The sequence below is a fragment of the Luteibacter sp. OK325 genome (assembly GCF_003050935.1).
Lineage (GTDB): Bacteria > Pseudomonadota > Gammaproteobacteria > Xanthomonadales > Rhodanobacteraceae > Luteibacter.
Window position 1 is genome coordinate 250,189 of record NZ_QAOX01000005.1, and the last position, 25,142, is coordinate 275,330.

At 65.0% G+C, this 25,142-nt stretch carries 24 protein-coding genes; 18 read left to right on the plus strand and 6 right to left on the minus strand.

Features of this window, described 5'->3' with window-relative positions; translation table 11 throughout:
* Positions 1–166 precede the first annotated feature (166 nt).
* Together C8J98_RS13105 and C8J98_RS13110 are read left to right on the plus strand one after the other, a co-directional pair.
* On the plus strand, positions 167–3,406 hold the full coding sequence (locus tag C8J98_RS13105; RefSeq protein WP_107913633.1) for a protease pro-enzyme activation domain-containing protein: 3,240 nt from the start codon (positions 167–169) through the stop codon (positions 3,404–3,406).
* Positions 3,407–3,538: 132 nt separating this feature from the next.
* The gene (locus C8J98_RS13110) at positions 3,539–3,997 is read left to right on the plus strand and encodes a DUF4126 domain-containing protein (RefSeq protein ID WP_107913634.1); all 459 of its coding nucleotides are present in this window, start codon (positions 3,539–3,541) and stop codon (positions 3,995–3,997) included.
* Positions 3,998–4,017: 20 nt separating this feature from the next.
* Here C8J98_RS13110 and C8J98_RS13115 read toward each other — a convergent pair whose 3' ends face one another.
* Positions 4,018–6,318 carry a TonB-dependent receptor gene (locus tag C8J98_RS13115; RefSeq protein ID WP_107913635.1) on the minus strand — a complete coding sequence of 767 codons (2,301 nt, stop codon included), beginning with the start codon at positions 6,316–6,318 and terminating at the stop codon, positions 4,018–4,020.
* A 372-nt stretch (positions 6,319–6,690) separates the two neighbouring features.
* On the opposite strand from C8J98_RS13115, the gene C8J98_RS13120 reads away from it, so the two are divergent.
* Complete coding sequence (locus tag C8J98_RS13120; protein WP_107913636.1) at positions 6,691–7,002, plus strand: hypothetical protein; 312 nt, start codon at positions 6,691–6,693, stop codon at positions 7,000–7,002.
* Positions 7,003–7,015: 13 nt separating this feature from the next.
* Here the strand turns inward: C8J98_RS13120 and C8J98_RS13125 are convergent, their stop codons facing one another.
* From C8J98_RS13125 to C8J98_RS13135, 3 genes are read right to left on the minus strand one after another with little or no spacing between them, the layout of a single operon-like run.
* Positions 7,016–7,285, minus strand: coding sequence for a YkgJ family cysteine cluster protein (locus C8J98_RS13125; RefSeq protein ID WP_107913637.1), 270 nt, complete (start codon positions 7,283–7,285; stop codon positions 7,016–7,018).
* Between the two features lie 13 nt (positions 7,286–7,298).
* Entirely contained in the window at positions 7,299–8,129 is an 831-nt protein-coding gene (aroE, locus tag C8J98_RS13130) for a shikimate dehydrogenase (protein ID WP_107913638.1), read from the minus strand.
* 58 nt (positions 8,130–8,187) lie between these two features.
* A complete protein-coding gene (locus C8J98_RS13135; RefSeq protein ID WP_107913639.1) occupies positions 8,188–8,736 on the minus strand; it encodes a lipocalin family protein in 549 nt (182 codons plus the stop codon).
* Positions 8,737–8,844: 108 nt separating this feature from the next.
* Between C8J98_RS13135 and C8J98_RS13140 the strand changes: the two genes are divergently transcribed.
* Positions 8,845–9,063 (plus strand): hypothetical protein, encoded by a 219-nt coding sequence (locus C8J98_RS13140; protein ID WP_107913640.1) that lies wholly within the window; start codon positions 8,845–8,847, stop codon positions 9,061–9,063.
* A gap of 232 nt (positions 9,064–9,295) precedes the next feature.
* Here the strand turns inward: C8J98_RS13140 and C8J98_RS13145 are convergent, their stop codons facing one another.
* Positions 9,296–10,780, minus strand: a complete 1,485-nt coding sequence (locus C8J98_RS13145) for a RimK family protein (protein ID WP_107913641.1) — start codon at positions 10,778–10,780, stop codon at positions 9,296–9,298.
* Positions 10,781–11,022: 242 nt separating this feature from the next.
* Between C8J98_RS13145 and C8J98_RS13150 the strand changes: the two genes are divergently transcribed.
* The 14 genes from C8J98_RS13150 to rbsB all read left to right on the plus strand — a co-directional run bounded on the left by C8J98_RS13150 (position 11,023) and on the right by rbsB (position 22,292).
* Entirely contained in the window at positions 11,023–11,493 is a 471-nt protein-coding gene (locus C8J98_RS13150; protein WP_107913642.1) for a GNAT family N-acetyltransferase, read from the plus strand.
* A 43-nt stretch (positions 11,494–11,536) separates the two neighbouring features.
* Entirely contained in the window at positions 11,537–11,752 is a 216-nt protein-coding gene (locus C8J98_RS13155; protein WP_107913643.1) for a lipoprotein, read from the plus strand.
* A 5-nt stretch (positions 11,753–11,757) separates the two neighbouring features.
* On the plus strand, positions 11,758–12,588 hold the full coding sequence (gene dapF / locus C8J98_RS13160; RefSeq protein WP_107913644.1) for a diaminopimelate epimerase: 831 nt from the start codon (positions 11,758–11,760) through the stop codon (positions 12,586–12,588).
* Between the two features lie 49 nt (positions 12,589–12,637).
* Complete coding sequence (locus C8J98_RS13165; RefSeq protein WP_107913645.1) at positions 12,638–13,324, plus strand: DUF484 family protein; 687 nt, start codon at positions 12,638–12,640, stop codon at positions 13,322–13,324.
* Positions 13,321–14,199: a tyrosine recombinase XerC gene (locus tag C8J98_RS13170; RefSeq protein ID WP_107913646.1), complete on the plus strand. Its 879-nt coding sequence runs from the start codon at positions 13,321–13,323 to the stop codon at positions 14,197–14,199. Before C8J98_RS13165 ends, C8J98_RS13170 begins: the two co-directional genes overlap by 4 nt.
* Positions 14,200–14,420: 221 nt before the next feature.
* Entirely contained in the window at positions 14,421–14,954 is a 534-nt protein-coding gene (gene hslV, locus C8J98_RS13175; protein ID WP_063572655.1) for an ATP-dependent protease subunit HslV, read from the plus strand.
* A 4-nt stretch (positions 14,955–14,958) separates the two neighbouring features.
* Positions 14,959–16,299, plus strand: a complete 1,341-nt coding sequence (gene hslU, locus C8J98_RS13180) for an ATP-dependent protease ATPase subunit HslU (RefSeq protein WP_107913647.1) — start codon at positions 14,959–14,961, stop codon at positions 16,297–16,299.
* A 39-nt stretch (positions 16,300–16,338) separates the two neighbouring features.
* Positions 16,339–16,959: a hypothetical protein gene (locus tag C8J98_RS13185; RefSeq protein ID WP_107913648.1), complete on the plus strand. Its 621-nt coding sequence runs from the start codon at positions 16,339–16,341 to the stop codon at positions 16,957–16,959.
* Positions 16,960–17,145: 186 nt separating this feature from the next.
* Positions 17,146–17,499 (plus strand): DUF971 domain-containing protein, encoded by a 354-nt coding sequence (locus C8J98_RS13190; RefSeq protein ID WP_107913649.1) that lies wholly within the window; start codon positions 17,146–17,148, stop codon positions 17,497–17,499.
* A 115-nt stretch (positions 17,500–17,614) separates the two neighbouring features.
* Entirely contained in the window at positions 17,615–18,511 is an 897-nt protein-coding gene (rbsK, locus tag C8J98_RS13195; RefSeq protein ID WP_107913735.1) for a ribokinase, read from the plus strand.
* Positions 18,508–18,906, plus strand: coding sequence for a D-ribose pyranase (gene rbsD / locus C8J98_RS13200; protein ID WP_107913650.1), 399 nt, complete (start codon positions 18,508–18,510; stop codon positions 18,904–18,906). Before rbsK ends, rbsD begins: the two co-directional genes overlap by 4 nt.
* A complete protein-coding gene (locus C8J98_RS13205) occupies positions 18,906–20,387 on the plus strand; it encodes a sugar ABC transporter ATP-binding protein (protein WP_107913651.1) in 1,482 nt (493 codons plus the stop codon). The genes rbsD and C8J98_RS13205 overlap by 1 nt, the downstream gene beginning before the upstream one ends.
* A 1-nt stretch (position 20,388) precedes the next feature.
* A complete protein-coding gene (locus C8J98_RS13210; protein WP_107913652.1) occupies positions 20,389–21,333 on the plus strand; it encodes a ribose ABC transporter permease in 945 nt (314 codons plus the stop codon).
* A gap of 23 nt (positions 21,334–21,356) precedes the next feature.
* Entirely contained in the window at positions 21,357–22,292 is a 936-nt protein-coding gene (rbsB, locus tag C8J98_RS13215) for a ribose ABC transporter substrate-binding protein RbsB (RefSeq protein WP_107913653.1), read from the plus strand.
* A 169-nt stretch (positions 22,293–22,461) separates the two neighbouring features.
* Here the strand turns inward: rbsB and C8J98_RS22530 are convergent, their stop codons facing one another.
* On the minus strand, positions 22,462–25,029 hold the full coding sequence (locus tag C8J98_RS22530; RefSeq protein ID WP_107913736.1) for a DNA translocase FtsK 4TM domain-containing protein: 2,568 nt from the start codon (positions 25,027–25,029) through the stop codon (positions 22,462–22,464).
* Between the last annotated feature and the right edge of the window lie 113 nt (positions 25,030–25,142).

Below are 25,142 nucleotides of genomic sequence, written 5' to 3' on the forward strand. Positions count from 1 at the left end.
TGACGCACCTCATTTAGACGGCCAAATGTGACTGCGGTCATGGTTCGTCGCGATACACAGGACTACGGTGGCGCGACTGATCGCCCTGAAGACGTGGCATTGAGGGGGGAAGCCTGGTGAAGGGAGCTCGGTGGGGATACAGCACTCACGCAAGGGAGTAATCACAATGTCACGCAGGTTCAAACCCTGGCTCGCATTCGCGAGCCTGACGGCAGGCTATGTCCTGTCGTTACCGTCCGCGGCGACCGATCTGCAGCAGGCGGCACGCGCACTGCAACCCGGCACTACCGCTCGCGTCACCACCACGGTGGAGAGCACATCCACCTTCGCACTTCCCGGCACCGCGCCGCGGAGCGCCATGGCCCGGTTCGATGCCGGAGCCATGTCGGCAGGCGACACCGTTAGCGGCATCACCCTGGTACTGAAACGCGACGACGACCATGAGAAGGCGTTCCGCTCGTACCTGTCGAGCCTCAACAACCCCGCATCGCCTGATTTTCATCATTGGCTGACCGCCACCCAGCTCGGCAATCGCTTCGGGCCGTCGGTGCAGGATGTGAAAACCGTGCAGCAGTGGCTGCGCTCGCAAGGCATGACGGTGTCGGGCATTTCCAGCGACCACATGCGCATCACGTTCTCCGGTCCTGCCAGCGCCGTGGCGAAGGCCTTCGGCACGCAGCTGCATCGCTACACGGTGGACGGCGAGAAGCATTTCGCCAACAGCACGCAGACGCGCATTCCCGCGTCACTTTCGCCGGTTATCCGCAGTGTGGCGCTGAATGACTTCTTCCCGAAGCCGCAGCACACGGCACCGATGCACAGCACGTTCGATCGCAAGCACGGCAAGTGGAGCACGGCCGACGCGGCGAAGCCCGCGTTCACCGTGCCACCGGGTACGAGCGATCCCAACATCACGTATGACATGGTCCCGGCCGATTTCAACCAGGTCTACAACGTGAAGTCGCTGTGGGACAGGCGCAACGCATTACGCGGCGCAGGTGAGACCGTCGTCGTACTGGAACGCACCAACGTTCAGGCGGACGACGTGACGCGCTTCCGCAACGCATTCCTGCCGGCCGATGCGAAAGGCAGCTTCAGCATTTTGCACCCGCTGGACGGCGGCGTCGCGTGCGCCGATCCGGGATTGAACGGCGACGAAGGCGAAGCTGCGCTCGACGCCGAATGGGCGGGCGCGGCAGCACCAGACGCGAATATCGTGCTGGCCTCGTGTGCCGACAGCGGCGCCACCTTTGGCCCGTTCATGGCAGCCGCGCGGTTGCTTGAAGGCGGTCCCGACGGCGCTCTCCCACCATCGGTCTGGAGCCTGAGCTACGGCGCGTGCGAGTCTGGCGACGCCAGCGATGCCTTTGTCGCCGATGCGATCTGGTCATCCGCCGCGGCGGAAGGTGTCACGGTGTTCGTCTCCACCGGCGACGGTGGTTCCACGCAGTGCGACCAGGGTGCCTTGTTCTGGTCGACCTCGGGTGCCGCAGTCAACGGGCTGGCGTCATCGCCCTCTTCGGTGGCGGTGGGTGGTACGGACTTCAACGACCGTGGCCAGCAGTCCACTTACTGGACCGCGACCAACCTGCCCTACTACCAGTCCGCGATCAGCTATATCCCGGAGATGACCTGGAACAACAGCTGCGCCAGCAGCCATCTCTACACGCTGCTCGGCTACAAGGACGGCATCACTGCGTGCAACGACAGCGTCGGACGCGGGCAGGATTTCCTTCAGGTCGGCGGCGGTGGCGGTGGTCCCAGCGGCGTATACGCACAGCCGGAAGAGCAGATCGGCCTGAACGGCTCGACCAATCACACCTCGCGAACCCTGCCGGATGTGTCGCTGTTCTCGGCGAACGGCATCTTCGGCCATGCGCTGGTGTTCTGCATGTCCGATGCGGACAACGGTGGCACGGCTTGCGATTTCAGCAATCCGGACAACGTGTTCGCCAACTCGGCAGGTGGCACCTCGTTCGCCGCACCCGCGATGGCCGGCGTGCAGACGTTGATCAACCAAGCCGCCGGTGACCGCAGCGGCAACGTGCTCCCCGCGTTCTATGGCATCGCCGCGCGCCAGTTCGGCACCGTCGGCTCGCCGAACACGAAGACGCTTACGGCATGCAACGCCAGCAACGGCGCGACGATCGGCACGGACTGCGTGTTCAACAACGTCACCGAAGGCGATATCGTCCAGCCCTGCGGTACCGGTACGCCCAATTGCGACACGGGCCACAAGCTCAACAACATCGTCGGCATCGTCGAGGGCGGCGATCCCACCACCAACGCGCTGGTGCCCGCATGGAAGAGCAATGTCGGCTACAGCATGGCGACCGGCCTCGGTACGATCAACGCGGCGAACCTGGTCGATGCGTTCCTCGGTTGGGGCGCACCCGCCAAACGCGGTTATGTCGCGTCGGCGGACTTCCTCTCACTCAACAACCTTTTCACCAACGACGGGTATAGCGACTTCGCCTATGTCGATCCCACCCAGGGCGTGCTCCATTCGGTGGCGATGAAAGGTGCCGTGAGCCTGTATGACGAAACCCAGGCGATCGATCCCAGCCTCAGCGTGGCCGCGTTCGGCGATCTCATCCCGGGCCTTGACGCACTCTCGCTGAAATCCGGCGAGATCGTCCTGCTCGGCGCCGACAACCAGGTCAATGTCTGGGTGTCGACGGGTACCGGCGGCTACTACACGTTCGTGGTGAACCATGCGGTCTCCGCCACGTGGAAGCTGCTCGGCGCCGGAGTCAACGACGCCAGTGGTACACAGAAGCTGGTGTGGTTCGACACGGCAACCTCGCAGATCGTCTGGTGGTCGCTGGATCTGGACCCGACCACGCAGAACGACATCATCGTCACCGCGGAATCCGCACCGATCGATGGCGTCGCCGGTGCCACGCCGACCCTTGCCGATGCCAACGGCGACGGCTACACGGACCTGGTCTGGACCCGCGCCGACAACACCTCGCTGGCGCTGTGGATCGCCGACCAGCAGGGCAACTTCGTTGCCCATGCCTTGCCGGATCGGCCGGCAGGCGCGACGCTTTACGGCGTCGGCGATATCGACGGCAATGGCACCACCGACCTGATCTGGACCGATACGGCCAATGCCCAGGTCAGTTGGTGGACGCTGGATAGCTTCCGGGTCATCGCGAAGAAGAGCCGTGCCATCCCGGCGGGTTACACACTGGCCAGCATCGGCGACTTCGACGGCGACGGCATGGCCGACCTGCTTTGGCGCAATGCCAACAACCGCGTGTTCGAGTGGCAGGGAACCGGTTCCGGCTTCACCTCGTTCAAGGTGGCCGATGCCTGGGGCACAGCCCTGGTACTGGCCAAACAGGACACCGTCCCGGCGAACCGCTTCCAGGGTAGCCGCCGCGTGGTCTCCGCGCCGTAAGGCATGACGACGGGCCGGCCATCGGGCCGGTCCGTCACTTTCCTGCACGGCCCTGCGGCCACGCTAGGTTTGGGCAAGCCATGCGCGCCCGGCCACGCTTGAATGGCCGCACTGCCCAGGAAAGGAATGCCCATGATCTTCGTCCTTGCCCTTCTCATCGGCGTCGTTGCCGGCCTCCGCGCGATGATGGCACCGGCTGCCGTGGCGTTCGCCGCCCGATTCGGTAGCCTTGCGCTCGCGGGAACCCCGCTTGCCTTCATGGGCTACGCATGGACGCCCTGGATCCTGGGCATTGCCGCACTCGGCGAACTCATCTCCGACCAATTGCCTTCGACGCCCAGCCGGAAGAGCCCGGTCCAGTTCGGAACGCGTGTCGTCACGGGTGCCCTTTCCGGCGCCTGCATCGGCGCCGCGCATGATGCCCTGGTCATCGGTCTGGTCGCCGGCGCCATCGGTGCCGTCCTTGGCACACTTGGTGGCTCGGCGATGCGCACGAAGATGGCCGCCGCGTTCCGCAGCGACCGTGCCGCCGCCATCGTCGAGGACGTCGTCGCGATCGCCCTCGCCGCGCTGGTCGTCTTCTTTGCCTGATTGTCGTTGCTGTGCCGCGGTCAGAACTTCGCGTTGACGTTCACGAAGTACTGGCGCGGCGCACCGGCCATCAAGGTCTGGTTGTAGCCATTCGGATCGGAAGCGACGTAGCCGTTCGTGCCCGTCGAGGCGAAGTAGCGCTTGTCGAGCAGGTTGGTCACGTTGAGGCCGATGCTCATCTCCTTCAGCACCGACAGATTGCCGATGTCATAGGCCAGTCCGGCATCGACCACCCAGTACGAGGGCACGGACGAGTCGTCGGTGTAAGTGATGTAACGACGACCCGTGTACTTGCCTTCGATGTTCGCGCGCCAGCCAGCGAGCTCGTAGCTCACCGAGCTGGAGAACATCGTCTTCGGTACGCCGACCACGTACTTGCCTGCCGTGTGTACGGTGCCAGCGTTCTGGTAGTCGTCCTGGTATTTGGAGTTGTTGTACGAGAACGAGTTGAGCCAGCTCAGGCCCTGCACCGGCTTCCACAGGAAAGCCACGTCAGCGCCGCGGCTCTTCACGTCGCCCACGTTGTTCAGCGACGCGGCGCACGTCACCACTGCCGGGCACGGCGTCGTCGCCAGCAGACGATTCTCGAAGCGCGTGTAGAACAGGCCCAGCGAGGCTTCGAAGGTTTCGCCGTGGGCACGATAACCGGTCTGCCAGGTCTGCGATTCCTCCGGCTTCAGGTGGTCCTTCGCTGCATCGAACGCCGCCTGCGACGTGCTGAACGGCGTGATGCCGAAGGCGGAGATGTTCTTCGCATACGAGGCGTAGATGTCCTGGTTGGCGTCGAGCTTGTAGTCGATGCCGGCCTGAGGCAGGAAGCCCTTCTTCGCACGCATCTGGCCCTGCGCGAATGCGGTGGTCGGCACGAGCGAGGTCGCATCGGTAGTCACGCGCAACGACTTCGCGCCGAAGTTGATCGTCAACTGGTCGTCGAGGAGGTGGATCGTGTCCTCGGCGTAACCCATGCGCGTCTTCGTCTCGTAATGCTGGAGGAAGGCTCGCAGGAACGGATCCTGGTCGTTGTAGACCGTGTACAGCGCCGTGTACTGGCCACTCAGCGTGAAGTAGTTGCGCTCCTGGTTGGTGTTCGAATCTTCGCCCCAGATGCCGACCTCGATGTCGTTGTTGCCGAGGCTGAACTTGAGCGCCGAGGTGATGCCGTAGCGATCCAGCCCGTAGTCGGTCGTACGCATCGAAATAGGCACGGTCGGCGAGGACGCCTGGTACGGCGTGGCCCACTGACCCTCACCGCGGTCGGCGTGGTAGTAACCCGTGGTATCGAGCGTGGCACCGCCGAGGTTGAACGAGCCCGACAGTCCGGTAAGCGTGTCACGACGAATGCCGCCGCCTGCGTAGTAGGTCGCGTCGCCCTTGCCATAGTCGGCGGGCAGTGCATTGAGCGAGGCCGGATACTGCCCCTTGCCGTTTAGCGCGTTGGCGATCTGCACAGCCGAATTCCAGTCCGGCTGCAGGTAGTCCCAATCCCAGCCCAGCGCACGCTGGCTGGTCAGGGACAGATCCATGTAGTCGTATTCCTTGCGCTTGCTGCTGTCGACAAAGAGGCTGATGCGATTGCCATCACCCCACTGGTACAGGGCTTTCAGGTTCGCCTGGTTCGACTTCTGGTCGCCGAAGCCCTTCCACTTGTCCGTGTCCGCGTTGGCGAACGAAACATACATGGAGAAGCCGTGGTAGTCGCCCGAATCGACGCGTGCGAAGGTGCGGTGCGTCGAATCCGAACCGAGCACCTGGTTCAGGCGCACGCCCGGCGTCATGTCCGGATCGGCCGAGTAGAACTGCACCGTGCCGCCGAGATTGGTGTTCGATGCGGTGCCCAGCGCACCTGCACCCTGGGCGAGTTCGACGGTAGCGAGGTTCTCGGTGGTGATGGCTCGCGTGACTTGCAGGCCGTCGGTGACGCCGTAACCCATCGTGCCTAACGGGATGCCGTCGAGCGTGAAGCCCAGGCGCGACTGGTCGAAACCATGCAGGGTGATCTGCGTCGACCACTCGTATGCGCCCCAGGGATCGGCGGACTGGAACTGCACGCCTGGCAGTTTATCGAGCGCCTTCAACGCGCTGGTACCCGGCGTCTGCTGTTTTGTGATCTCCTCGACGCCGATACTCTGGATCTGCCGTGTTTCGCCCGGCGCGATCACCGAGACGGCGTCGAGCTGCTTCGCGTCCTTGGTCGTCGCTGCGATATCCGCCGCAGGCGCGGCCTTGTCGTCGTCGGCGGCGTGGACGAAACCGGCGTGCAGCGACAGTGCAAGCGCGGTGGCGAGGGCGGTGCGACGGAGCGAAGCACGTGCGAACGTCATCGGGTCGATCCCCTGGAGGTGTAAAACCAGGGAGAGTCGCGGTTGCGCATGTATCGCGGTTTACTTGTAGATGACGGCTGGTTGACGGTGGTTCAAATCGTGATGACGTTGTCTTTGCCGGGTTTTTGTCCTAAGCGGTGGTTTCGTCCAATATGTTTTGGACTTCTGTACGTCCGTTAGCGCTGACGCAGCCCGAAACGCGCTACAGTTGAACGTCACTCGTCGGGCCGCCCCGTCATTATCGATTGGACCGCTATCACCACCGTTCTTTCCGTGTGTGTCGCGTGGTGGCGCGCTAGGGATTCGCCAACTGGTTCGCTGAAAAGGTCTGGTCATACCGTCAGCCTAGATTGAGACAAGAAGGAGCTTTCGATGAATGTCACTTTCCGTCTCGTATGGCCCACCGTCGCGCTACTGGCGCTGGCAGGCTGTGCCGCCGCGCCCGCAGAAGTCGCGTCCGCGCCGCCCGTCGCGCCGATCGCCGTGTCCTGCCAGACGGATACGATCACCGACCAGCCTTGCATCGCCATGGCTCGCAAACGCTGTAGCGCGCCCGCCGTGGATACGATCCGACTGGTGCTGGCGAAGCAGGTGCCGGCGGATGCGCAGGACACGCCGAAGACTGTCTATGAGTACCAGGCGACCTATGCGTGCCCGGCGCAACGTGTCGCCACGCTGCCTTGAGTCACGACGACCGTCAGTGGGTCGCTGTCGCCCGTTCCAGCCCGGTGATCCAGGCCAGGGCGTAATCCCGATCCGGTCCGCACATCTCCGCCTCGGGCCGCAGCCCGCCGCAAACCTTCGGCCGCTCCGGTCGACCGAAGATCGCGCAACGGTTGTCGTCGGTCAGCTGCACACAGCGCATGCCCGCCGGCTTGCCGTGGGGCATGCCGGGGATCGGTGAGCTGATGGAGGGCGCGATGCAGCAGGCACCGCAGCCCATGCGGCAAGACAACGACATGGTCATGGCCGGGTTCGCGTCAGAACCTCTGGCGCAGCAGGTTGTAAACGGGATCGGTATCCGGCCGCGTGCCGTGCCAGCGCTCGAACGCATCGGCGGCCTGTTCGACCAGCATGCCGAGGCCGTCGCGGAAGTAGCGCGTGCCGGCTGCGGTGGCCCAGCCCTTGAAGTCCGCCGCGGCGGCGCCGTAGCAGAGGTCGTAACAGGTGCTGTGGTCCTGCAGGATCGACATCGGCAAGTCAAACGTGCCACCGACGATGCCGATTGAGGTGGCGTTGACGACGAGGTCGAAGCACTTTCCCTTCAGGTCGTCCCAGTAGCGCGTGTGGCAACGGGCGGGCTCGCCGATGGCGTCGGCGAGCTCGTCGGCGCGTTCGGGGCTGCGGTTGACGATGGTGAGCGTCTGCACGCCCGCGTCCATCAGCGCCCAGGCCACGGCGCGTGCCGCGCCGCCGGCGCCGAGGAGCAGGGCGTCGTGACCACGCAGGTCCAGCGAATGGCGGTCGGTGATGTCACGGACGAAGCCGCTGCCATCGGTGTTGTGCGCCTGGAGCTTGCCGCCGACCAGCGGGGTGAGCGTGTTGGCCGCCCCGGCGCGAACGGCCGCTTCCGAGCGTTCCTGGGCCACTTCGAGCGCGGCGAGCTTATGCGGCATGGTCACGTTGGCGCCCAGACCGCCTTCGGCGAAGAAGCGATGGATGGCCGGCTCGAACTGGTCCGGCGCGGCATCGATGGTCTCGTAGCTCAGGCGGATGCCGAGTTGTTCGGCGAAGGCCTGGTGGATCTGCGGGGACAACGAATGCGCGATCGGATGACCGAACACGGCAAAACGGTGCGCTTCAGCGCTCATGGGTACTCCTGGATCGACGCCGGACCGAACCTGCCCGGTAGGTCAATTCTAACGCTGCCTACTGGTAACCGGGCTTGCCGACATCGTCGGAAGACTGCGGCACCCGGCGCATCTGTTCAACCGGGAAGCCTTGCTGGCGGGCGACCTCGAGCAGGCGCTGGTAAACGGCATCGTCCACGCTCCGGTCCTTCGACATGATCCACAGCAGCTTGCGCGACGGCAGGCCGACCATGCTGACGCGGTAGTCCTCGGACAGGGCGAGGATCATGTAGTCGGAGCGGAACGGCCACAGCAGTTGTACCTTCCAGCGGCTGGCGTCGTTGGGGTCGGGCAGCCACGCCTTGCCGTGCCAGGTCTTCGCGGGCTGATCGAAGCCTTTGCGGTAGTGGTAGACGTTGTCGATCTGGCCGTCGGGGCGCAGCGTGTACTCGTCCGCCGTGGCCACCTTGCCTCGCTCGGCGAAGTTGGGAATGTTGCCCATGACGTACCAGGTGCCCATGTACCGGGGCAGGTCCACCTGACCCACTGTTTTCAGGGGGGCGTCGGCAGCGCAGCCGGCGGTCGCCATGCCAGCGGCGAGGAGGAAACCCAGCGGGAGTCGATTCATGAGCCCAGCCTGGGGGGCCGGGCATCAAGGAGGGGTCAACGGGTCGCGATCCCTGAGACGGGGGGTACCTAGCCTGAGCTCCAACGATGCCCCTCCCGGAGTTACGCCATGAACGACACGCTCTCGCCCCGCCGCATTCGCGCCCTGATCGCCCTGGCCTGGCTTGCAGTGGGCACCTTGCTCCTGCTGTTGACGCCGCTTTCGGCGCATAGCGAAGCGCTCGGTTGGACGCCGGCGTTCTGGTTGATGCTGGCACCGGCCAGCGTGCTGGTGGCGATGAAGCCGGGGCTGCCGTTGTCGCTGCTGGCCACCCTGTTCCGCCGCTGAGGTGGTGGGCCAGCCTCCGCGAATCGGCCATTGTGGGAGCCGATTAATCGGCGAATGTGGGAGCCGATTGATCGGCGAATGTGGGAGCCGATTAATCGGCGATCCCGCGGCAGCGGGCCACGTCGAGGCAAGCACCCATCGCCGCTGAAGCGGCTCCCACATTGAGGCGGCTCTCACATTGAGAGCTGCTCCCACAGTGAGGCGGCTCCCACAAGGGGCAAACAACCCAACGTCAGGTTTTTATGCCGAGGCGCTTGAGTTCGAGGCGACGCAGGAACTCCTGCATGATGCGCAGGTAGAGGTCCTCGCCGAGGTAGCCGTCCTCGACGCCGGCATCGATCGACGGATTGTCGTTGACCTCGATCACCACGGACTTGTCGCCGACCTGCTTGAGGTCGACGCCGTAGAGACTGTCACCGATGGTCTGTGTCGCCTTCAGCGCCAGCTTGACGATGTCTGTGGGTGCCTCGCGCACCGGCACCGTGCGGAAGCCACCGGACTTGGCCGTGCCCTTGGCACCATGGTTGTAGATCTGCCAGTGCCCGCGCGACATGTAGTACTGGCAGGCATAGAGCGGCTCGTGGTTGAGCACGCCGATACGCCAGTCGAACTCGGTGTAGAGGTATTCCTGCGCAATGAGCAACGCGCTGTGCGAGAACAGTTCGGCGGCCGCCTTCTCCAGCGCTTCGCGCGTTTCCACCTTGACCACACCCCGCGAGAACGACCCGTCCGGAATCTTCAGCACGATGGGCAGGCCGAGACGGTCGGGGAGTTCGCGCACGCGCCTGGCGTCGTCGCGATAGATGATCTCGGTGATCGGCGTGGCGAGCTTGCGCGCGACCATCAGGTCGTTAAGGAAGATCTTGTTCGTGCAACGCAGGATCGATGTCGGATCATCCATCACCACCATGCCTTCCTTCTCCGCACGGTGGGCGAAGCGGTAGGTGTGGTTGTCGCTGGCCGTGGTTTCCCGGATGAACAGGCCGTCGTATTCGGCAAGGCGCTGGTAGTCGTTCTTGCCGATCGGATCGACCTCGATGCCCAGGTGCTTGCCGGCTTCGATGAAGTGCTTCAGCGCCTTCTTGTTCGAAGGGGGCATGCTCTCGTTCGGGTCGACCAGCATGGCGATGTCGTAGCGGAAGCGGCGACGCGCCTTGGGCTTGCGCCAGAGCTTCCTGGAAAACTTGTCCAGCGCCTGGGCGAAGGCGTCTTCCTGGGCGTCGTCCAGCGTGTGCAGGCCCACGGGTTTGATCGACGAGACCTGCCACACGCGTTCGCGCTCGAATTCGATGCGCATCAGCGGGCAGGGGAACATCTCGAAGATCTGCCTCGCAAGATCCTGCAGGTCTTCGTAGGCGGTCTCGCCAAAGTAGACCAGCACGCCGAAGTCGGTGGTGTCGCGACCACCGGCCGGGAGGAAGTTGGCCAGCTTCTGGTTGAGGTCGTCGATATCCAGGCCGTAAAGGGAACGACGGCGCAGGTCGTTCACCGTGCGCACCGACGGAATGACTTTGTGCCCACGCGCTTCCGCCAGCAAGGACACGTAGTAGCCGGTGCCCAGGTACTTGTAGCTGCGGCAGAGATTGATGACGTGCGTGCGCTCGTCGTCGCCACCGACCGGCTCACGGAGGTAGTCCATGGCGCTGACGACATCGGCGGATGGGTAGTACGAGCCCCAGTCCGAGGCTTTTTCCACGACGATGACGAGCCGGCTCATGAGACCTCGACAGACGACGAATACCTGCACTGCGACCCCACATGGAGTCGTTCGTTTCGTCGGTGGCGCAGTGTGGTCCTCCCGTGCCGCGACGCACAAGCGCCAGCGATGAAGCCTGTTTAAACGAATTCATGAAAAAGTCATTGATCGGCCCGGGCACGAGGTCTACAGTGCCGCGCTTGCCGATCCTCCCCGTCCGGCTCCGCAGCCGTCATCCCCTCGCGCCGGAGTTCCCAAAGCGCATGCGTCCACCCCCGGTAACCGCTGCGGTTCGCGTTCGTCGCGCCGAGGTCAGCGATCTCGACGATCTGGTCGCCCTCGAGGAATCGAGCTTCGCGCAGGATCGGCTCAGCCGTGCCCAGTACCGCAAGCACCTGGACAGCGAGAGCGCCCTGGTGCTCGTTGCCAGTGCGAACCATCGTCGCTTCCTCGGCACCGCCGTGGTCTTCTTCCGCAAGGGCAGTACGGTCGCCCGTCTGTATTCCCTCGCCACCACGCCGCAGGCCCAGGGCAAGGGCGTGGGATCGGCGCTGATCGAGACCTCGGAGGACACGGCCCGTTCGCGCGGCTGCCGCGCGCTCCGGCTCGAAGTGCGCAAGGACAACGCCGTGGCCATCCGCCTGTACGAACGCCTTGGCTACCGAAGCATCGGTGAGTACGTGCGCTACTACGCCGATGGCGCCGACGCCCTGCGCTTCGAGAAGCCGCTCTGAGCACCGCGGAGCTATACTGGCCGCCGTTTACGGGGAATCGCCCATGCGCCGACTGATCCTGCCGTTCGCCATCGCCGTTGCCGTCTCCGCCGCGCTTTCCGGTTGCGGCCAGAAGGGTGACCTGTTCCTGCCTCCGCCGCCCGCGGCAGGCACGACGGCCAACCCGCAAGGCGCGCATCCGGCCAGTGCCTCGACAGTCGACGGCCCCGCAAAGGCCAGCAGCACCATCACCCCGTTCAACTCCGTTATCCACCAGTAACGACGATGCCGAACCGCTTCACCAAGATGCATGGGATCGGCAACGACTTCGTCATCGTGGACTGGCGCGAGGACGCGGGGCGAACGCCCAACGCGGCCCGCATCGCCGCGCTGGGCGATCGCCACACCGGCGTCGGCTTCGACCAGCTGATCAGCATCGAACCCGCGCGCGATCCCTCCTGCGAGTTCTACTACGGCATCTGGAATGCGGATGGCTCGCCTTCGGGCCAGTGCGGCAATGGCGTCCGCTGCGTCGCCGCGTGGCTCTTCCGCGATGGCGTGATCGAGCGCGACACCGACGTGCGCCTGGAAAGTCCCTCGGGCCCGGTCACGGTGCGCGTCCTCGACGAAGGCCACGTGGTGGTCGACATGGGCGAACCGGATTTCGATCCGGCATCGCTTCCTTTCAGTGCGCCACTGCTGGCCGCCACCTACACGCTCGAGGTGGCCGGCGAGCGGATTTCCTTTGGCGCCGTGTCGATGGGCAACCCGCACGCGGTGGTCTTCGACGACGACCTCGCCGATCCACGGATCGATCTGCTCGGCCCGACACTCACGGCGCACCCGGCCTTCCCGGAGGGCGTGAACGTCGGCTTTGCCCAGCGCCTTGGGCCCGATCGCATCCGCCTGCGCGTGCATGAACGCGGCAGTGGCTGGACCCGCGCCTGCGGGACCGGTGCCTGCGCGGCGGCGGCGGTGGCCCAGTCACTGGGCATGGCCGCGCCCGTCGTCACCGTGGAACTCCCCGGCGGCAGCCTCACCATCGAATGGCACGGCCCTGGCCACACGCTGTGGATGACCGGCCCGGCCGCCTTTGTTTTTGAAGGCGAAGTGTGACGTTCGCACGCGAACGGGGCACACTGCCTGTAAATAGGAACCCAACCCCATGACCGACACCGCGATCGACGGCGACATCAAGCCAGCCACCGTGGCGTCCTACCTGCGCCGACATCCGGACTTCCTCGCCGACTACCCGGAACTCGCCAACGCACTCACCCTGCCCAGCAGCAACGGTCCCGCGGCGTCGCTTGCCGTGCATCAGCTGCGCGGGCTGCGCGACAAGAACGCCGAGCTCGAAACACGGCTGAAGGAACTGGCGTCGATCGCCGGCGACAACGAGAAGCTGATGCGCCGCGTCCACGGGCTGATGCTGGCCCTGCTCAGCGCCAAGGACATCGAGGAGACCGTGCGCAGCGTGGTCCGTCGCCTCACCGATGATTTCCAGTCCGAGTCCATTCGCCTGGTGTTCTTCGGCGACCTGTCGGGCCTGCCCGACGAGCCCTGGCTACTTCGGGAGCCACGCGGCAGCTCGGGCCTGCCTGAGTTCGCTTCATTCCTGGAGCACGCCGACCCTGTCGCCGGCCGCCTCGCGCCCGACAAGCTGCACCGCCTGTTCGGCACCGAGGCCCCGGACGTCCGTTCGGCCGCGTTGATGCGCGTCGGTCCGGATGCCTTGCTGGCTATCGGTAGCGCCGACGCCGACCGCTTCCATCCGGGCATGGGCACCCTGTTCCTGGACATGATTTCGACCACCGTCGGCTCGGCGATCGAACGGGCGCGGAAGGCGGCGTGAGCCCGCGCGAGGCCGTCGAGGCCTTCCTTCGGCATTTTTCCGCCGAGCGCGCGCCATCGGTCCACACCCTGGCGGCCTACCGCCGCGACCTCGAGAAGCTGCTTCGTTTCATGGAAACCGAGGGACTGGCGAGCTTCGACGCGCTCAGTCCCGATCGCCTGCGCGGCATGATTGCCCGCGAGCATCGTGCAGGCCTGCAGCCCAATAGCATCCAGCGTCTGCTTTCCGCCTGTCGCACGCTATTCCGTTACCTCACGCGGGAGGGCCGGTTGGCCCACGATCCGGCCGCCGCCGTCCGTGGGCCCAAGGTGCGCCGCAAGCTGCCGCAGGTGTTGGACGCCGACGAAGCCAAGGAGCTGGTCGAAACCAATCTCGGTGGCACGCTGGCGCCGCGGGACTCGGCCATGATGGAGCTGTTCTATTCGAGTGGCCTGCGCTTGTCCGAGCTCACCGGCCTGCGCTGGGGCGATCTCGATCTCGAAGACGGCCAGGTGCGTGTGCTCGGCAAGGGCAGCAAGACACGCATCCTGCCGGTGGGCCGGTTTGCCATCACCGCGCTGAAAGGTCTCGCCGCCTTGGGCGGTGCCGGTCCGGAGCAACCGGTGTTCAAGGGCCGGGGTGGGGCACCCATCAGCGCCCGCGCCGTCCAGATGCGGTTGGCCAAGCTTTCCAGCGGGCAGACCAAGCGAGTGCACCCGCACATGCTCCGGCACACCTTCGCCAGCCACATGCTGGAGTCGTCCGGGGATCTGCGCTCGGTGCAGGAACTACTCGGCCACGCCGACATCGCCACCACCCAGATCTACACCCACCTCGATTTCCAGCATTTAGCAAAGGTCTACGACGCCGCGCATCCCCGCGCGAAGCGCAAATAAGACATGTAGGAGCCGATTCATCGGCGAATGGCAGATAAACCCGCGGCGCAGCCGCGACCTCAGGGTTGCTTGCCTCAGTTCCCACCGGAGGAAGAGCTCGCCGATGAATCGGCTCCTACAGGGGGTGGCCGGTAGGGGTGACCGGTAGGGGGTGGCCGGGTTCAGGCTTGCGACGACCACCCCCGGCCCCCACGTCTAGCGACTCCCCAAAGGAACTCGCTATGGAACCGATGCACGCTACGACCATCGTCTGCGTCCGCCGGGGCGACAAGGTCGTCATCGGCAGCGATGGCCAGGTCACCCTTGGCAATACCGTGATGAAGGCCAACGCCCGCAAGGTGCGCCGCCTCGGCAAGGGCGACGTCCTGGCCGGGTTCGCTGGCGCCACGGCGGATGCCTTCACCCTGTTCGAGCTTTTCGAAGAGAAACTGGTCAAGCACGGCGGCAATCTCACCCGCGCCGCGGTGGAAATGGCCAAGGAATGGCGCACCGACCGCCGCCTGGGCCGGCTCGAAGCCATGCTGGCCGTGGCCGACAAGGAAGCCTCGCTACTTATCTCGGGCAATGGCGATGTGCTCGAACCCGATCACGGCCTGATCGCGATCGGCTCCGGGGGTCCGTACGCGCAGTCCGCCGCGTTGGCGTTGATGGAAAACACCGAGCTCGATGCCCGCACGATCGTAGAGAAATCACTGAAGATCGCCGGCGATATCTGCATTTACACCAACCACAACACTTCCATCGAGGAGCTCTGAGCCGATGTCCGAACTCACTCCCCGCGAGATCGTCAACGAACTCGACCGTTACATCATCGGCCAGCAGGACGCCAAACGCGCCGTGGCCATCGCGCTGCGTAACCGCTGGCGCCGCATGCAGCTGGAACCGGGCATGCGCGAAGAGGTGACGCCGAAGAACATCCTGATGATCGGCCCGACCGGCGTCGGCAAGACCGAAATCGCCCGTCGCCTGGCCACCCTGGCCAACGCACCCTTCGTGAAGGTCGAAGCGACCAAGTTCACCGAAGTGGGCTATGTCGGCAAGGACGTGGAGTCGATCATCCGCGATCTTGTCGACGTCTCGTACAAGCTGGTGCGCGACCAGGCCAAGGGCCGGGTGCGTAGCCAGGCTGAGGACGCCGCCGAAGACCGCCTGCTCGATGCGCTGCTTCCGCGCCGCCAACAGGCCACTGGCTGGGACGATACAGGCGCACAGACCCCCGCCATCGATAGCGACACCCGGCAGAAGCTGCGCAAGCAGCTGCGCGAAGGCGCGCTGGACGATCGCGAGATCGAACTGGACTTCGCCACCAACGTCGGCGTCGAGATCATGACCCCGCCCGGCATGGAGGAAATGAGCCAGCAGCTGGGCAAGATGTTCCAGAACCTGGGCGGCTCGAAGTCGCAGAAGCGCAAAATGACGATCCGTCAGGCGCGCCCGCTCCTGATCGAGGAAGAGGCCGGCAAGCTGCTCAACGACGACGAGCTGCGCGGCCGTGCGGTGGACCTCGCCGAGCAGAACGGCATCGTCTTCATCGACGAGATCGACAAGGTGGCCCAGCGTTCCGAATGGGGCGGCGCAGGCGTAAGCCGCGAAGGCGTCCAGCGCGACCTGCTGCCGCTGGTGGAAGGCTCCACCGTGTCGACGAAGTACGGCGCGATCAAGACGGACCACATCCTGTTCATCGCCTCGGGCGCGTTCTCCCTGGCCAAGCCGTCGGATCTGATTCCCGAGCTGCAGGGTCGACTGCCGATCCGGGTGGAGCTTTCCGCCCTGTCGGTCGACGACTTCAAGCGCATCCTCCGCGAGCCGCACAACGCCCTGACCAAGCAATATGTTGCGCTGCTCAATACCGAGGGCGTCACCCTGGAGTTCACCGAGTCCGGGATCGACCGCCTCGCCGAGGTAGCGTTTCAGGTCAACGAGCGCACCGAAAACATCGGAGCCCGCCGCCTGCATACGGTGATGGAGCGCCTGCTGGAACGCATTTCCTTCGAAGCAGCCGACAAATCCGGCGAAAAGCATGCGATCGACGCCGAATATGTCGACAAAACGCTGTCTTCTCTCGTCAAGGACGAGGATCTGAGCCGTTACATCCTCTGAACAATGAGGGGTCCCCCCTCTGGTAAACTATTGACGTATATGGGCAAGGTTATTCAACTCAAAACCAACGGCCAGCGTGCGAGCCTGCGTGAAGCGCAGGACAGTCAGCAGCTGGTACGTCTGTGGCGCGACGAACTCGAACACGGCAGCTTTTGCGGCTACGTGGGCGGAGTCGGTCGCGAATTTTTCCTTCTGTGGGTCATCGGCGACGGCGTGAGCTATGACGGCATGTACATCATGCGGCATCGCGACATCTCCGAATTCGAAGCCCCCGACAAGCACAGCAGCTTCCTCGAGAAGGCGCTCGCGCTGAAGGGCATTCGCCCGACGCCGCCGGCGGACTTCCCGCTGGACGACATCCAGCAGGTGGTCAAGGCCGCCGCTGCGCACGCGCCTGTGATCGGCGTGCATGTCGACAGCGAGGACGAAGCCGAGGTCTGCTACATCGGCCGGCTGGTCAGCGTGGAGGAAGAAGGCTTCAACATGCAGGAAATCACCCCCGATGCGGAATGGCTGAACGAGCCGTCGTTCTTCTCCTGGGACGAGATCTCCACCATCAGCATGGAAGACGCCTACGCCACCTCCCTGCTTGCCGTGGCCGGCGACCCGCCGCCGCTCGAACAGGGCGACACCGGCGGCGGTTTCGGCAGCGCGCATTGATCCGCTTTTTGTAGGAGCCGCTTCAGCGGCGATGGGTGCTCGCTATCAATCCGGGCGCCCGTCTCCGCAGGGATCGCCGATGAATCGGCTCCTACCGAGCAAAGGCACGAGCTTCGCCGATGAATCGGCTCCTACAAGGAGCCTTCCCCAGAAATATTCTTGCAGCACCACCAAGGCCACCGGCCCATGTCCCGCCCGCGCCCCCTCGATATCGTCCTGCATTCGGCCTCGCGCATCCTCGAGGTCAGTTTCGACAACGACGAACGGTTCCGACTTCCCTGTGAATACCTCCGGGTGAACTCGCCCAGCGCCGAAGTGCAGGGCCACGGCCCGGGACAGAAGGTGCTGGTGGCCGGCAAACGCAACGTCGGCATCACCGCACTCGAGCCCACCGGCCACTACGGCGTACTGATTCGCTTCGACGACGGCCACGCGAGCGGCATCTTCGGCTGGGACACGCTGTACGACCTCGGCCGGGCCTACGACACGGCATGGCCCGCCTATCTCGCGGAACTCGAGGCCAAGGGTCTCTCCCGGTAATGGAAAGCACGCGCATGAAAGCATCCTGCGCGTGCAAGGCGTATATTTGCGCGCCATCCCCATCACACCGGCGAACAACGGACGTTCCGAAGTCATCACCGCGGAGCTACAAGGCATGACGCGAATCGTCGTCGTCGGAAGCATCAATATGGATCTGGTCACGCTTGCGCCGCGCTTTGCCGGCCCGGGTGAAACACTGACCGGTGACCGCTTCCTCACTGTTCCTGGTGGCAAGGGTGCGAACCAGGCGGTCGCCGCTTCGCGCCTCGGCGCCTCGGTGTCGATGGTCGGCTGCATCGGCGACGATGCCTTCGGCCAGCAGCTCTACGACGGCCTGGTTTCCGAAGGCGTCGACGTGACGCACGTGCGCCGGGTTGACGGGGTCGGCAGCGGCACGGCGTCCATCACGGTCGCCGGCGGCGAGAACAGCATCGTCGTGGTGCCGGCCGCCAACGGCCGCGTGACTCCCGCCCAGGTCGAAGCCGCCCGCGGCATCATTCGCGGCGCCGACGCGGTGCTGGTCCAGTTGGAAATTCCCCTCGATGCGGTCGACGCCACGCTGCGCATCGCGCAGGACGAGGGCGTTCCCGTCATTCTCAATCCCGCCCCCGCGCAGTTGCTCCCCGTCGAGTGGTTGTCGCGCGTGCGCTTCCTCACGCCGAACCAGCATGAGCTCGCGACCGTACTGGGCGCGCAAGGCGAGTCCGATTTCCGCGAACTCATGCGTCGCGCTCCCTGCCCGGTCGTGCTGACCCGCGGCGAGGACGGCGCGTGGTTCCGCGACAAGGATGAAGAGCCGCGCCACCAGAGCGGTTTCAAGGTCGACGCGGTGGACAGCACCGGCGCCGGTGACACTTTCAATGCCGCTCTCGCGGTGTACCTCGCCGAAGGCCTCGACGTGGCGGTGCGCAAGGCTTGCGCCACCGCTGCGATCGCCGTCTCGCGCCTGGGCGCCCAGGGCGGCATGCCGCGTGCCGACGAGGTCACGGCATTCCTGGAGACACATCAATGAAGCGCAGCGGCCTGCTCCATGCGGAACTCAACCGCGTGATCGCCGCGATGGGCCATACCGACACGCTGGTCATCGGCGATGTCGGCCTGCCGGTTCCACGCGGGGTTCCCTGCATCGATCTGGCGGTACTGCCCGGCATGCCCGATTTCGCCACGGTATTCGAAGCGGTCTATGCCGAGCTCGCCGTCGAGAGCGTGACGGTCGCCAGCGAGATCCATGCGCGCAATCCGGCGCTGGTGAAGCTCGCCGCGCGACTGGGCAAGGACGGCCTGGCCGTGAACGAGGTCTCGCATGAAGACCTCAAGAAGCTAAGTGCACGCGCCGTCGCCGTGGTGCGTACCGGCGAAACCTCGCCGTATGCCAATGTGATCCTGCACGCGGGCGTGACCTTCTGATGGCCACGCCGCTGGTCAGCATGCACGACATCCACAAGGCCTTCGGCCCGGTGAAGGTGCTCGAAGGCGTGGACTTCGAGCTGATCGCGGGCGAAGTGCACGCCCTGATGGGTGAGAACGGCGCGGGCAAATCCACCCTGATGAAGATCCTCACCGGGATCTACGCGCCGGACTCCGGCACGATCCAGGTGGATGGAAAGCCCGTCTCGATCACCACACCAGCCGACGCCGAGAAGTACGGCATCGCGATCATCCATCAGGAACTCAACCTGATTCCGGCGCTCAGTGTCGCGGACAACCTGTTCCTCGGTCGCGAGATCCAGCGCTTCGGCCTGCTCGATCGCAAGGCGATGGTGAAGAAGGCGATGGAATGGCTCGCCCAGGTCGGCATGGAGAAGCTCGATCCGGATACCCTCGTCGAGCGCCTGTCGGTCGGCACACAGCAGATGGTCGAGATTGCTCGCGCTCTCGGCCAGAACGCGCGCGTGCTGATCATGGACGAGCCCACCGCGGCGCTGACCGAACACGAGACGACGACGCTGTTCAAGTTGATCCGCGCGCTTCGCGAGAAGGGCACCGGCATCGTCTACGTCTCGCATCGCATGGAAGAGATCTTCGCGCTCTGCGATCGCATCTCGGTCCTGCGCGACGGCAAGTTCGTCGGCACGCGCCCCGTGCCGGGGCTGGCCTTCGACGAAGTGGTGAAGATGATGGTCGGTCGCACGCTCGAAGCGCGCTTCCCGGCCCGCACCTCCACGCCGGGCAAGGTTCGCCTGCAGGTGGAACACATCAGCGGCGGCATGGTGAAGGACGTGAGCTTCGACCTGCGTTCGGGTGAAGTACTCGGCGTCTCCGGCCTGCTGGGCGCGGGACGTACCGAACTCGCGCGACTGCTGTTCGGCCTGGACAAACCGTCGGAGGGCCGCGTGCTGCTCGACGGCGAGGTGGTCACGGCGACCAACCCCAACCAGGCCATCCATGCCGGCTTCGGTTTCCTCACCGAGGACCGCAAGGCGCAGGGCCTGGTGCTCGACCTCAGCCTGCGCGAGAACGTCAGCCTGCCGCGCGTACCTGCGCATATCGGCCTGGTCGATCGCCGTGGTGAGAAGACACAGACCCGCGGCCTGATCGAGGCGCTGAAGATTCGCACGCGCGACATGGAGCTCAACGTGAGCGCGCTTTCGGGCGGCAACCAGCAAAAGGTCGTGCTGGCCAAGTGGCTGGCACTGAAACCGCGCGTGCTCATCCTCGACGAGCCAACGCGTGGCGTCGACGTCGGCGGCAAGGCCGAGATCTATCACATCATCAATCAACTCGCGGAGCAGGGCGTGGCCATTCTCATGATCTCCTCGGAACTGCCGGAGGTGCTCGCCATGAGCGATCGCATCCTGGTCATGCACGAGGGCCATGCAACGGCCCTGCTCGAAGCCCACGGTGCCACCCAGGAAACCGTGATGACTGCCGCGACCGGAGGCCACTGACATGACGCTTCAACTCAACTGGAGCCAGGCCAAGACGCTGTTCCAGCGCCTTGGCTCGGTAATCGGCCTGCTCCTGCTTTTCATCGTGCTGTCGGTGCTGAGTCCGGACTTCCTCACCACGGGCAACCTGCTCACCGTGCTGCGTCAGGTCTCGATCAACGCGCTGATCGCGTTCGGCATGACCTTCGTGATTCTCTCCGGCGGCATCGACCTTTCCGTCGGCGCGATCCTCGCCTTTACCGGCGCGATCACCGCGAGCCTCATGGCTGCCGGCCACGGCATGGTGCTTTCGGTGGGCGCAGGTCTCGCGCTCGGCGCCGTGCTTGGCATGGTCAACGGTGCGCTGGTTTCATGGGGCAGGGTGGCGCCTTTCATCGCGACACTCGGCACCGTCACGCTGCTGCGCGGTCTCACGCTGGCGTACACGCAGGGCAGCCCGATCCCGGTCACCAACCCCGGCTTCGCCATGCTCGGCGGAGGCTATATCGCCAACCTGATCCCCCTGCCCGTGATCTGGATGGCCGTCGCCTTCATCCTCTGCGGCTTCCTGCTGCGTGGCACGGTGTTCGGCCGCCACGTGGTGGCAATCGGCGGTAACGAAGAGGCGGCGCGTCTGTCCGGTGTACGCATTTCGCCGATGAAGCTCGCCATCTACGGTCTTTCCGGCCTTCTCTCCGCATTCGCAGGCGTTGTGCTTACCTCGCGGCTGTATTCGGCGCAGGCGACGGCCGGTGCAGGCTACGAGCTGGACGCGATCGCCGCGGTGGTGCTCGGTGGTACCAGCCTGGCCGGTGGCCGCGGCTGGCTCTTCGGCACCCTGATCGGCGCCTTGCTGATCGGCTTCCTGAACAATGGTCTCAACCTGCTCGGCGTAAGCTCTTTCTACCAGCAGGTGGTGAAGGGCATCGTCATCCTGATCGCCGTCCTGCTCGACAGGCGGCAGTAAAAACAAAATGAGGGAATCTCACCATGCGTAAACTCACCTTCCTCGCCGCCGCAGCGGCAACGCTGCTCGCGGCCTGCTCGCAGCAGGGCCCCGGCGAATCCACGCCGGCGGCTTCGTCGACGGCTGGCGGCGCCGCCGCGTCCGGTACGCCGGTGATCGGCCTTGCGCTGTCGACGCAGAACAACCCGTTCTTCGTCGAACTGAAGGACGGCGCCACGAAGGCCGCCAAGGACGCCGGCGTGCAGCTGGTGGTGGTCGACGCGCAGGACGATCCGGCTCGCCAGATCTCCAGCGTTGAAGATCTCATCCAGAAGCGTGTCTCGGTCATCCTGCTCAACCCGACCGACTCCTCGGCCCTGGCCGGCGCCGTGCAGTCCGCGCAGCGCGCGAATATTCCGGTGATCACGCTGGACCGCGGTGTCGACGGTGCCGAAGTCGCTTCGCACATCGCCTCCGACAACATTGCCGGCGGCAAGATGGCGGCCGATTTCCTCGCCAAGCAGCTCAACGGCAAGGGCAACATCATCGAACTGCAGGGCGTGGCCGGTACTTCGGCCGCACGTGAGCGCGGCAAGGGCTTCGACGATGAGATCGCTACGACCGGCATGAAGGTCGTTGCGCAGCAGCCGGCGAACTTCGATCGCGCGCAGGGCCTCTCGGTGAGCGAGAACCTGCTCCAGGGCAACACCGACGTCCAGGCGATCTTCGCCCAGAACGACGAAATGGCCCTCGGTGCGGTGCAGGCACTGGCCGGCAAGAACAAGAAGATCCTGGTCGTCGGCTTCGACGGTACGCCGGACGGCAAGACCGCCGTGCAGAGCGGCGCCATGGCTGCCACCGTCGCCCAGCAGCCGGAAGAGATCGGCAAGCTCGGCGTCGAGACGGCGAAGAAGCTGATCGACAAGCAGCCGGTCGAGAAGTCGATCGCCGTGCCGCTGAAGCTCCTCACGAAGGAATAAGCGTCGCTTAGCGATGTGATGTCGTAACTAAGAAAGGCCGGGCCATCTCACGATGCCCGGCCTTTTTTTGTTTCTTGTGGGAGCCGATTCATCGGCGATGCCTAACCGTGTCGCAAGCACCCATCGCCGATGAATCGGCTCCTACAAGAGCAGGGCATGCGGGGTGTCGCTAGTCGGAAGGACCGGGTGCGATGACTTCGCGTTGGCCGTTGATGCCCATCGATGACACCAGTCCCGCAGCCTCCATCGCTTCGACCAGCCGCGCCGCACGGTTGTAGCCGATGCGGAACTGACGCTGCACGAACGAGATGGACGCGCGACGCGAACGCAACACGAACGCCGCCGCTTCGTCGTAGAGCGGGTCGAGCTCGGCGTCGACGCCTTCTTCGCCCGGCTCGCCGTCGACCGCGTCATTCGGCGGACCGGCAAGGATTTCATCTTTGTAATCCGGCTCACCGAACTGCTTCAGCCACGCGACGATGCGATGCACTTCCTCGTCGGCCACGAACGCACCGTGGATGCGCTGCGGATAGCCCGTGCCCGGCGGCAGGAACAGCATGTCGCCCTGGCCGAGCAGGCTCTCCGCACCCATCTGATCGAGGATGGTGCGTGAGTCGATTTTGGAAGAAACCTGGAAGGCCACGCGCGTGGGGATGTTCGCCTTGATCAGGCCGGTGATCACGTCGACCGATGGACGCTGCGTCGCAAGGATCAAATGGATGCCCGCAGCGCGAGCCTTCTGTGCCAGCCGTGCGATCAGCTCTTCGATCTTCTTGCCGGCAACCATCATCAGGTCCGCCAGCTCGTCGATGATCACGACGATCATCGGCAAGGTGTCCAGATGCTCCGGCACTTCCGGATGCGCGGGAAACGGATTGAACAGCGGCTTGCCCGCCGCACGCGCTTCGCGCACCTTCTGGTTGAAGCCGGCAAGATTGCGCACGCGCAGGTCCGACATCACACGGTACCGGTTTTCCATCTCGGCCACGCACCAGTTCAGCGCGTTGGCGGCGAGCTTCATGTCGGTGACCACGGGCGCCAGCAGATGCGGAATACCTTCGTAGACCGAGAGTTCCAGCATCTTCGGATCGATCATGATCATGCGGACGTCTTCAGGCGTGGCCTTGTAGAGCATCGACAGGATCATCGCGTTGACCGCGACTGACTTGCCCGAACCGGTGGTGCCGGCGACAAGCATGTGCGGCGCCTTGGCCAGGTCGGCCACCACGGGCTCGCCGGTGATGCCCTTGCCCATGGCGAGCGTCAGTAACGAATCGGACTCGCGGTACTCGGCGGAGTCGAGGATCTCGGACAGCGCGATCATCTGGCGCTGCTCGTTCGGCAGCTCCAGGCCCATGCAGGTCTTGCCCGGAATGGTCTCGACCACGCGGATGGTGGTGCGTCCGAGACCGCGCGCGAGGTCTTTCATCAGCGCGACGATCTGGTTACCGCGAACACCAACGGCAGGTTCCACTTCGTAGCGGGTGATCACCGGACCCGCTGAAGCGCCGACCACCTGCACCGGCACCTTGAACTCGCGCAGGCGTTGTTCGATCAGCTCACCGGTGTCGCGCAGATCCTGTTCGGAAATGGCGAGCGCGGCATTCGAACTGGGCGACGCGGGAGCGAGCAGGTTCAACGGAGGGATACCGACGGCGCTACTACTACTTCCGTTGCGCAACAGCCTGACGGGCGTGAGCGTGATGCTGCGGACGGGCTCGACGTGCGGGGCGTCGTTGGCTGCCACGGCGAAGCGCGAGACGGGAGCGATGACCGGCAGGGTGGAAACCGACGGCACTTCCTCGACCGTCGGCTCTGCGGCGGGTGCGGGCGCTGTTTCGGCCAACGTTGCCGACGACTCGTAAGGCTGGCGCTCTTCCTCGGCACGACGTAACGCGGTGTACGAGTGCTCTTCGGCACGGGCCGGACCGGATGGTGCGATGGGCGGCCGCTCTTGCGAGCGATACGACGTGGCGATTCGGACGGGCTCGCGTCGAGGCTCGACGACAAGCGCCTCGGCGTCGTTCTCCGGGGACACCGAAGCAAGCCCACGCGGCGCGAGCCACGGCTCGCGAATCACTGTCTCCGGCTTCGCGCGGTGGCGCGGCGGTACGGGGGTCGATACCGAAGGTCGTATGGGATCGTGCTGTTGCGGTTCACTGCGCAGCGCGTCCTTTCGACTGGAAGCGGCGCGGACCGACTTGGCCACGGGCGTGGGTTTGGCAGGTGCCGCGTTGGCGCGACGACGCGCAGCAGGTTGGCGATCCGCGCGACGCACGGCGGAAGCAGGACGGCGCCCGGTGGCACGTGACGTCGTGCGGGTCATGAGCCGGCGTGTGCCTTCGATCGCCAGTGCGCCCATCGGCTCGAGCAGGCTGTTTAAGCGCACGATGGTCGAAGACCAGGAAATACCGAGATACCAGGGCAGTGCGACGACGATGGCCACGGCGGCGATGAACGAGGTCAACGCGGCGCCGGGAAAGTCACCGAACAGGGTGCCGAGCCAGCGGCAGACGACGCCGCCAATTGAAGGGTCGTCGGTGTAGTGGGATATCACGATGCCCTCGAGCGTCATGCTCGCAAGCAAGACCAGGGCAAACCCCGACCAGAAGCGAATCGCGCCCGGTCCGACCGTGGGCGGACGACGCCGACGAAGCACCGCGACGCCGATGCGCCAGAGGAGGGGGAGTAGCCAGAGCGTGGACAGCCCGAAGGCGCCAAAAACGAAAGAGGGCATGCCGAACCGCAAGAGAATCGAGCGAGCCCCGTAGTTTAGCGCGCATTCGTGCGGGTCGATGTGTGAAGTTGGGATAAGCCGCTGTTCACACTCACAAGCATGACCGACCGGAG

Coding starts and splice junctions, on each gene's coding strand:
- C8J98_RS13115 (WP_107913635.1), bottom strand. CDS start 6,318: ATGACGTTCGCACGTGCTTCGCTCCGTCGCACCGCCCTCGCCACCGCG.
- rbsD (WP_107913650.1), top strand. CDS start 18,508: ATGAAGCGCAGCGGCCTGCTCCATGCGGAACTCAACCGCGTGATCGCC.
- C8J98_RS22530 (WP_107913736.1), bottom strand. CDS start 25,029: ATGCCCTCTTTCGTTTTTGGCGCCTTCGGGCTGTCCACGCTCTGGCTA.
- hslV (WP_063572655.1), top strand. CDS start 14,421: ATGGAACCGATGCACGCTACGACCATCGTCTGCGTCCGCCGGGGCGAC.
- C8J98_RS13105 (WP_107913633.1), top strand. CDS start 167: ATGTCACGCAGGTTCAAACCCTGGCTCGCATTCGCGAGCCTGACGGCA.
- rbsK (WP_107913735.1), top strand. CDS start 17,615: ATGACGCGAATCGTCGTCGTCGGAAGCATCAATATGGATCTGGTCACG.
- C8J98_RS13140 (WP_107913640.1), top strand. CDS start 8,845: ATGAACGACACGCTCTCGCCCCGCCGCATTCGCGCCCTGATCGCCCTG.
- C8J98_RS13190 (WP_107913649.1), top strand. CDS start 17,146: ATGTCCCGCCCGCGCCCCCTCGATATCGTCCTGCATTCGGCCTCGCGC.
- C8J98_RS13120 (WP_107913636.1), top strand. CDS start 6,691: ATGAATGTCACTTTCCGTCTCGTATGGCCCACCGTCGCGCTACTGGCG.
- C8J98_RS13205 (WP_107913651.1), top strand. CDS start 18,906: ATGGCCACGCCGCTGGTCAGCATGCACGACATCCACAAGGCCTTCGGC.
- hslU (WP_107913647.1), top strand. CDS start 14,959: ATGTCCGAACTCACTCCCCGCGAGATCGTCAACGAACTCGACCGTTAC.
- C8J98_RS13210 (WP_107913652.1), top strand. CDS start 20,389: ATGACGCTTCAACTCAACTGGAGCCAGGCCAAGACGCTGTTCCAGCGC.
- C8J98_RS13165 (WP_107913645.1), top strand. CDS start 12,638: ATGACCGACACCGCGATCGACGGCGACATCAAGCCAGCCACCGTGGCG.
- C8J98_RS13185 (WP_107913648.1), top strand. CDS start 16,339: ATGGGCAAGGTTATTCAACTCAAAACCAACGGCCAGCGTGCGAGCCTG.
- dapF (WP_107913644.1), top strand. CDS start 11,758: ATGCCGAACCGCTTCACCAAGATGCATGGGATCGGCAACGACTTCGTC.
- C8J98_RS13150 (WP_107913642.1), top strand. CDS start 11,023: ATGCGTCCACCCCCGGTAACCGCTGCGGTTCGCGTTCGTCGCGCCGAG.
- C8J98_RS13135 (WP_107913639.1), bottom strand. CDS start 8,736: ATGAATCGACTCCCGCTGGGTTTCCTCCTCGCCGCTGGCATGGCGACC.
- C8J98_RS13125 (WP_107913637.1), bottom strand. CDS start 7,285: ATGACCATGTCGTTGTCTTGCCGCATGGGCTGCGGTGCCTGCTGCATC.
- C8J98_RS13155 (WP_107913643.1), top strand. CDS start 11,537: ATGCGCCGACTGATCCTGCCGTTCGCCATCGCCGTTGCCGTCTCCGCC.
- C8J98_RS13145 (WP_107913641.1), bottom strand. CDS start 10,780: ATGAGCCGGCTCGTCATCGTCGTGGAAAAAGCCTCGGACTGGGGCTCG.
- C8J98_RS13110 (WP_107913634.1), top strand. CDS start 3,539: ATGATCTTCGTCCTTGCCCTTCTCATCGGCGTCGTTGCCGGCCTCCGC.
- rbsB (WP_107913653.1), top strand. CDS start 21,357: ATGCGTAAACTCACCTTCCTCGCCGCCGCAGCGGCAACGCTGCTCGCG.
- aroE (WP_107913638.1), bottom strand. CDS start 8,129: ATGAGCGCTGAAGCGCACCGTTTTGCCGTGTTCGGTCATCCGATCGCG.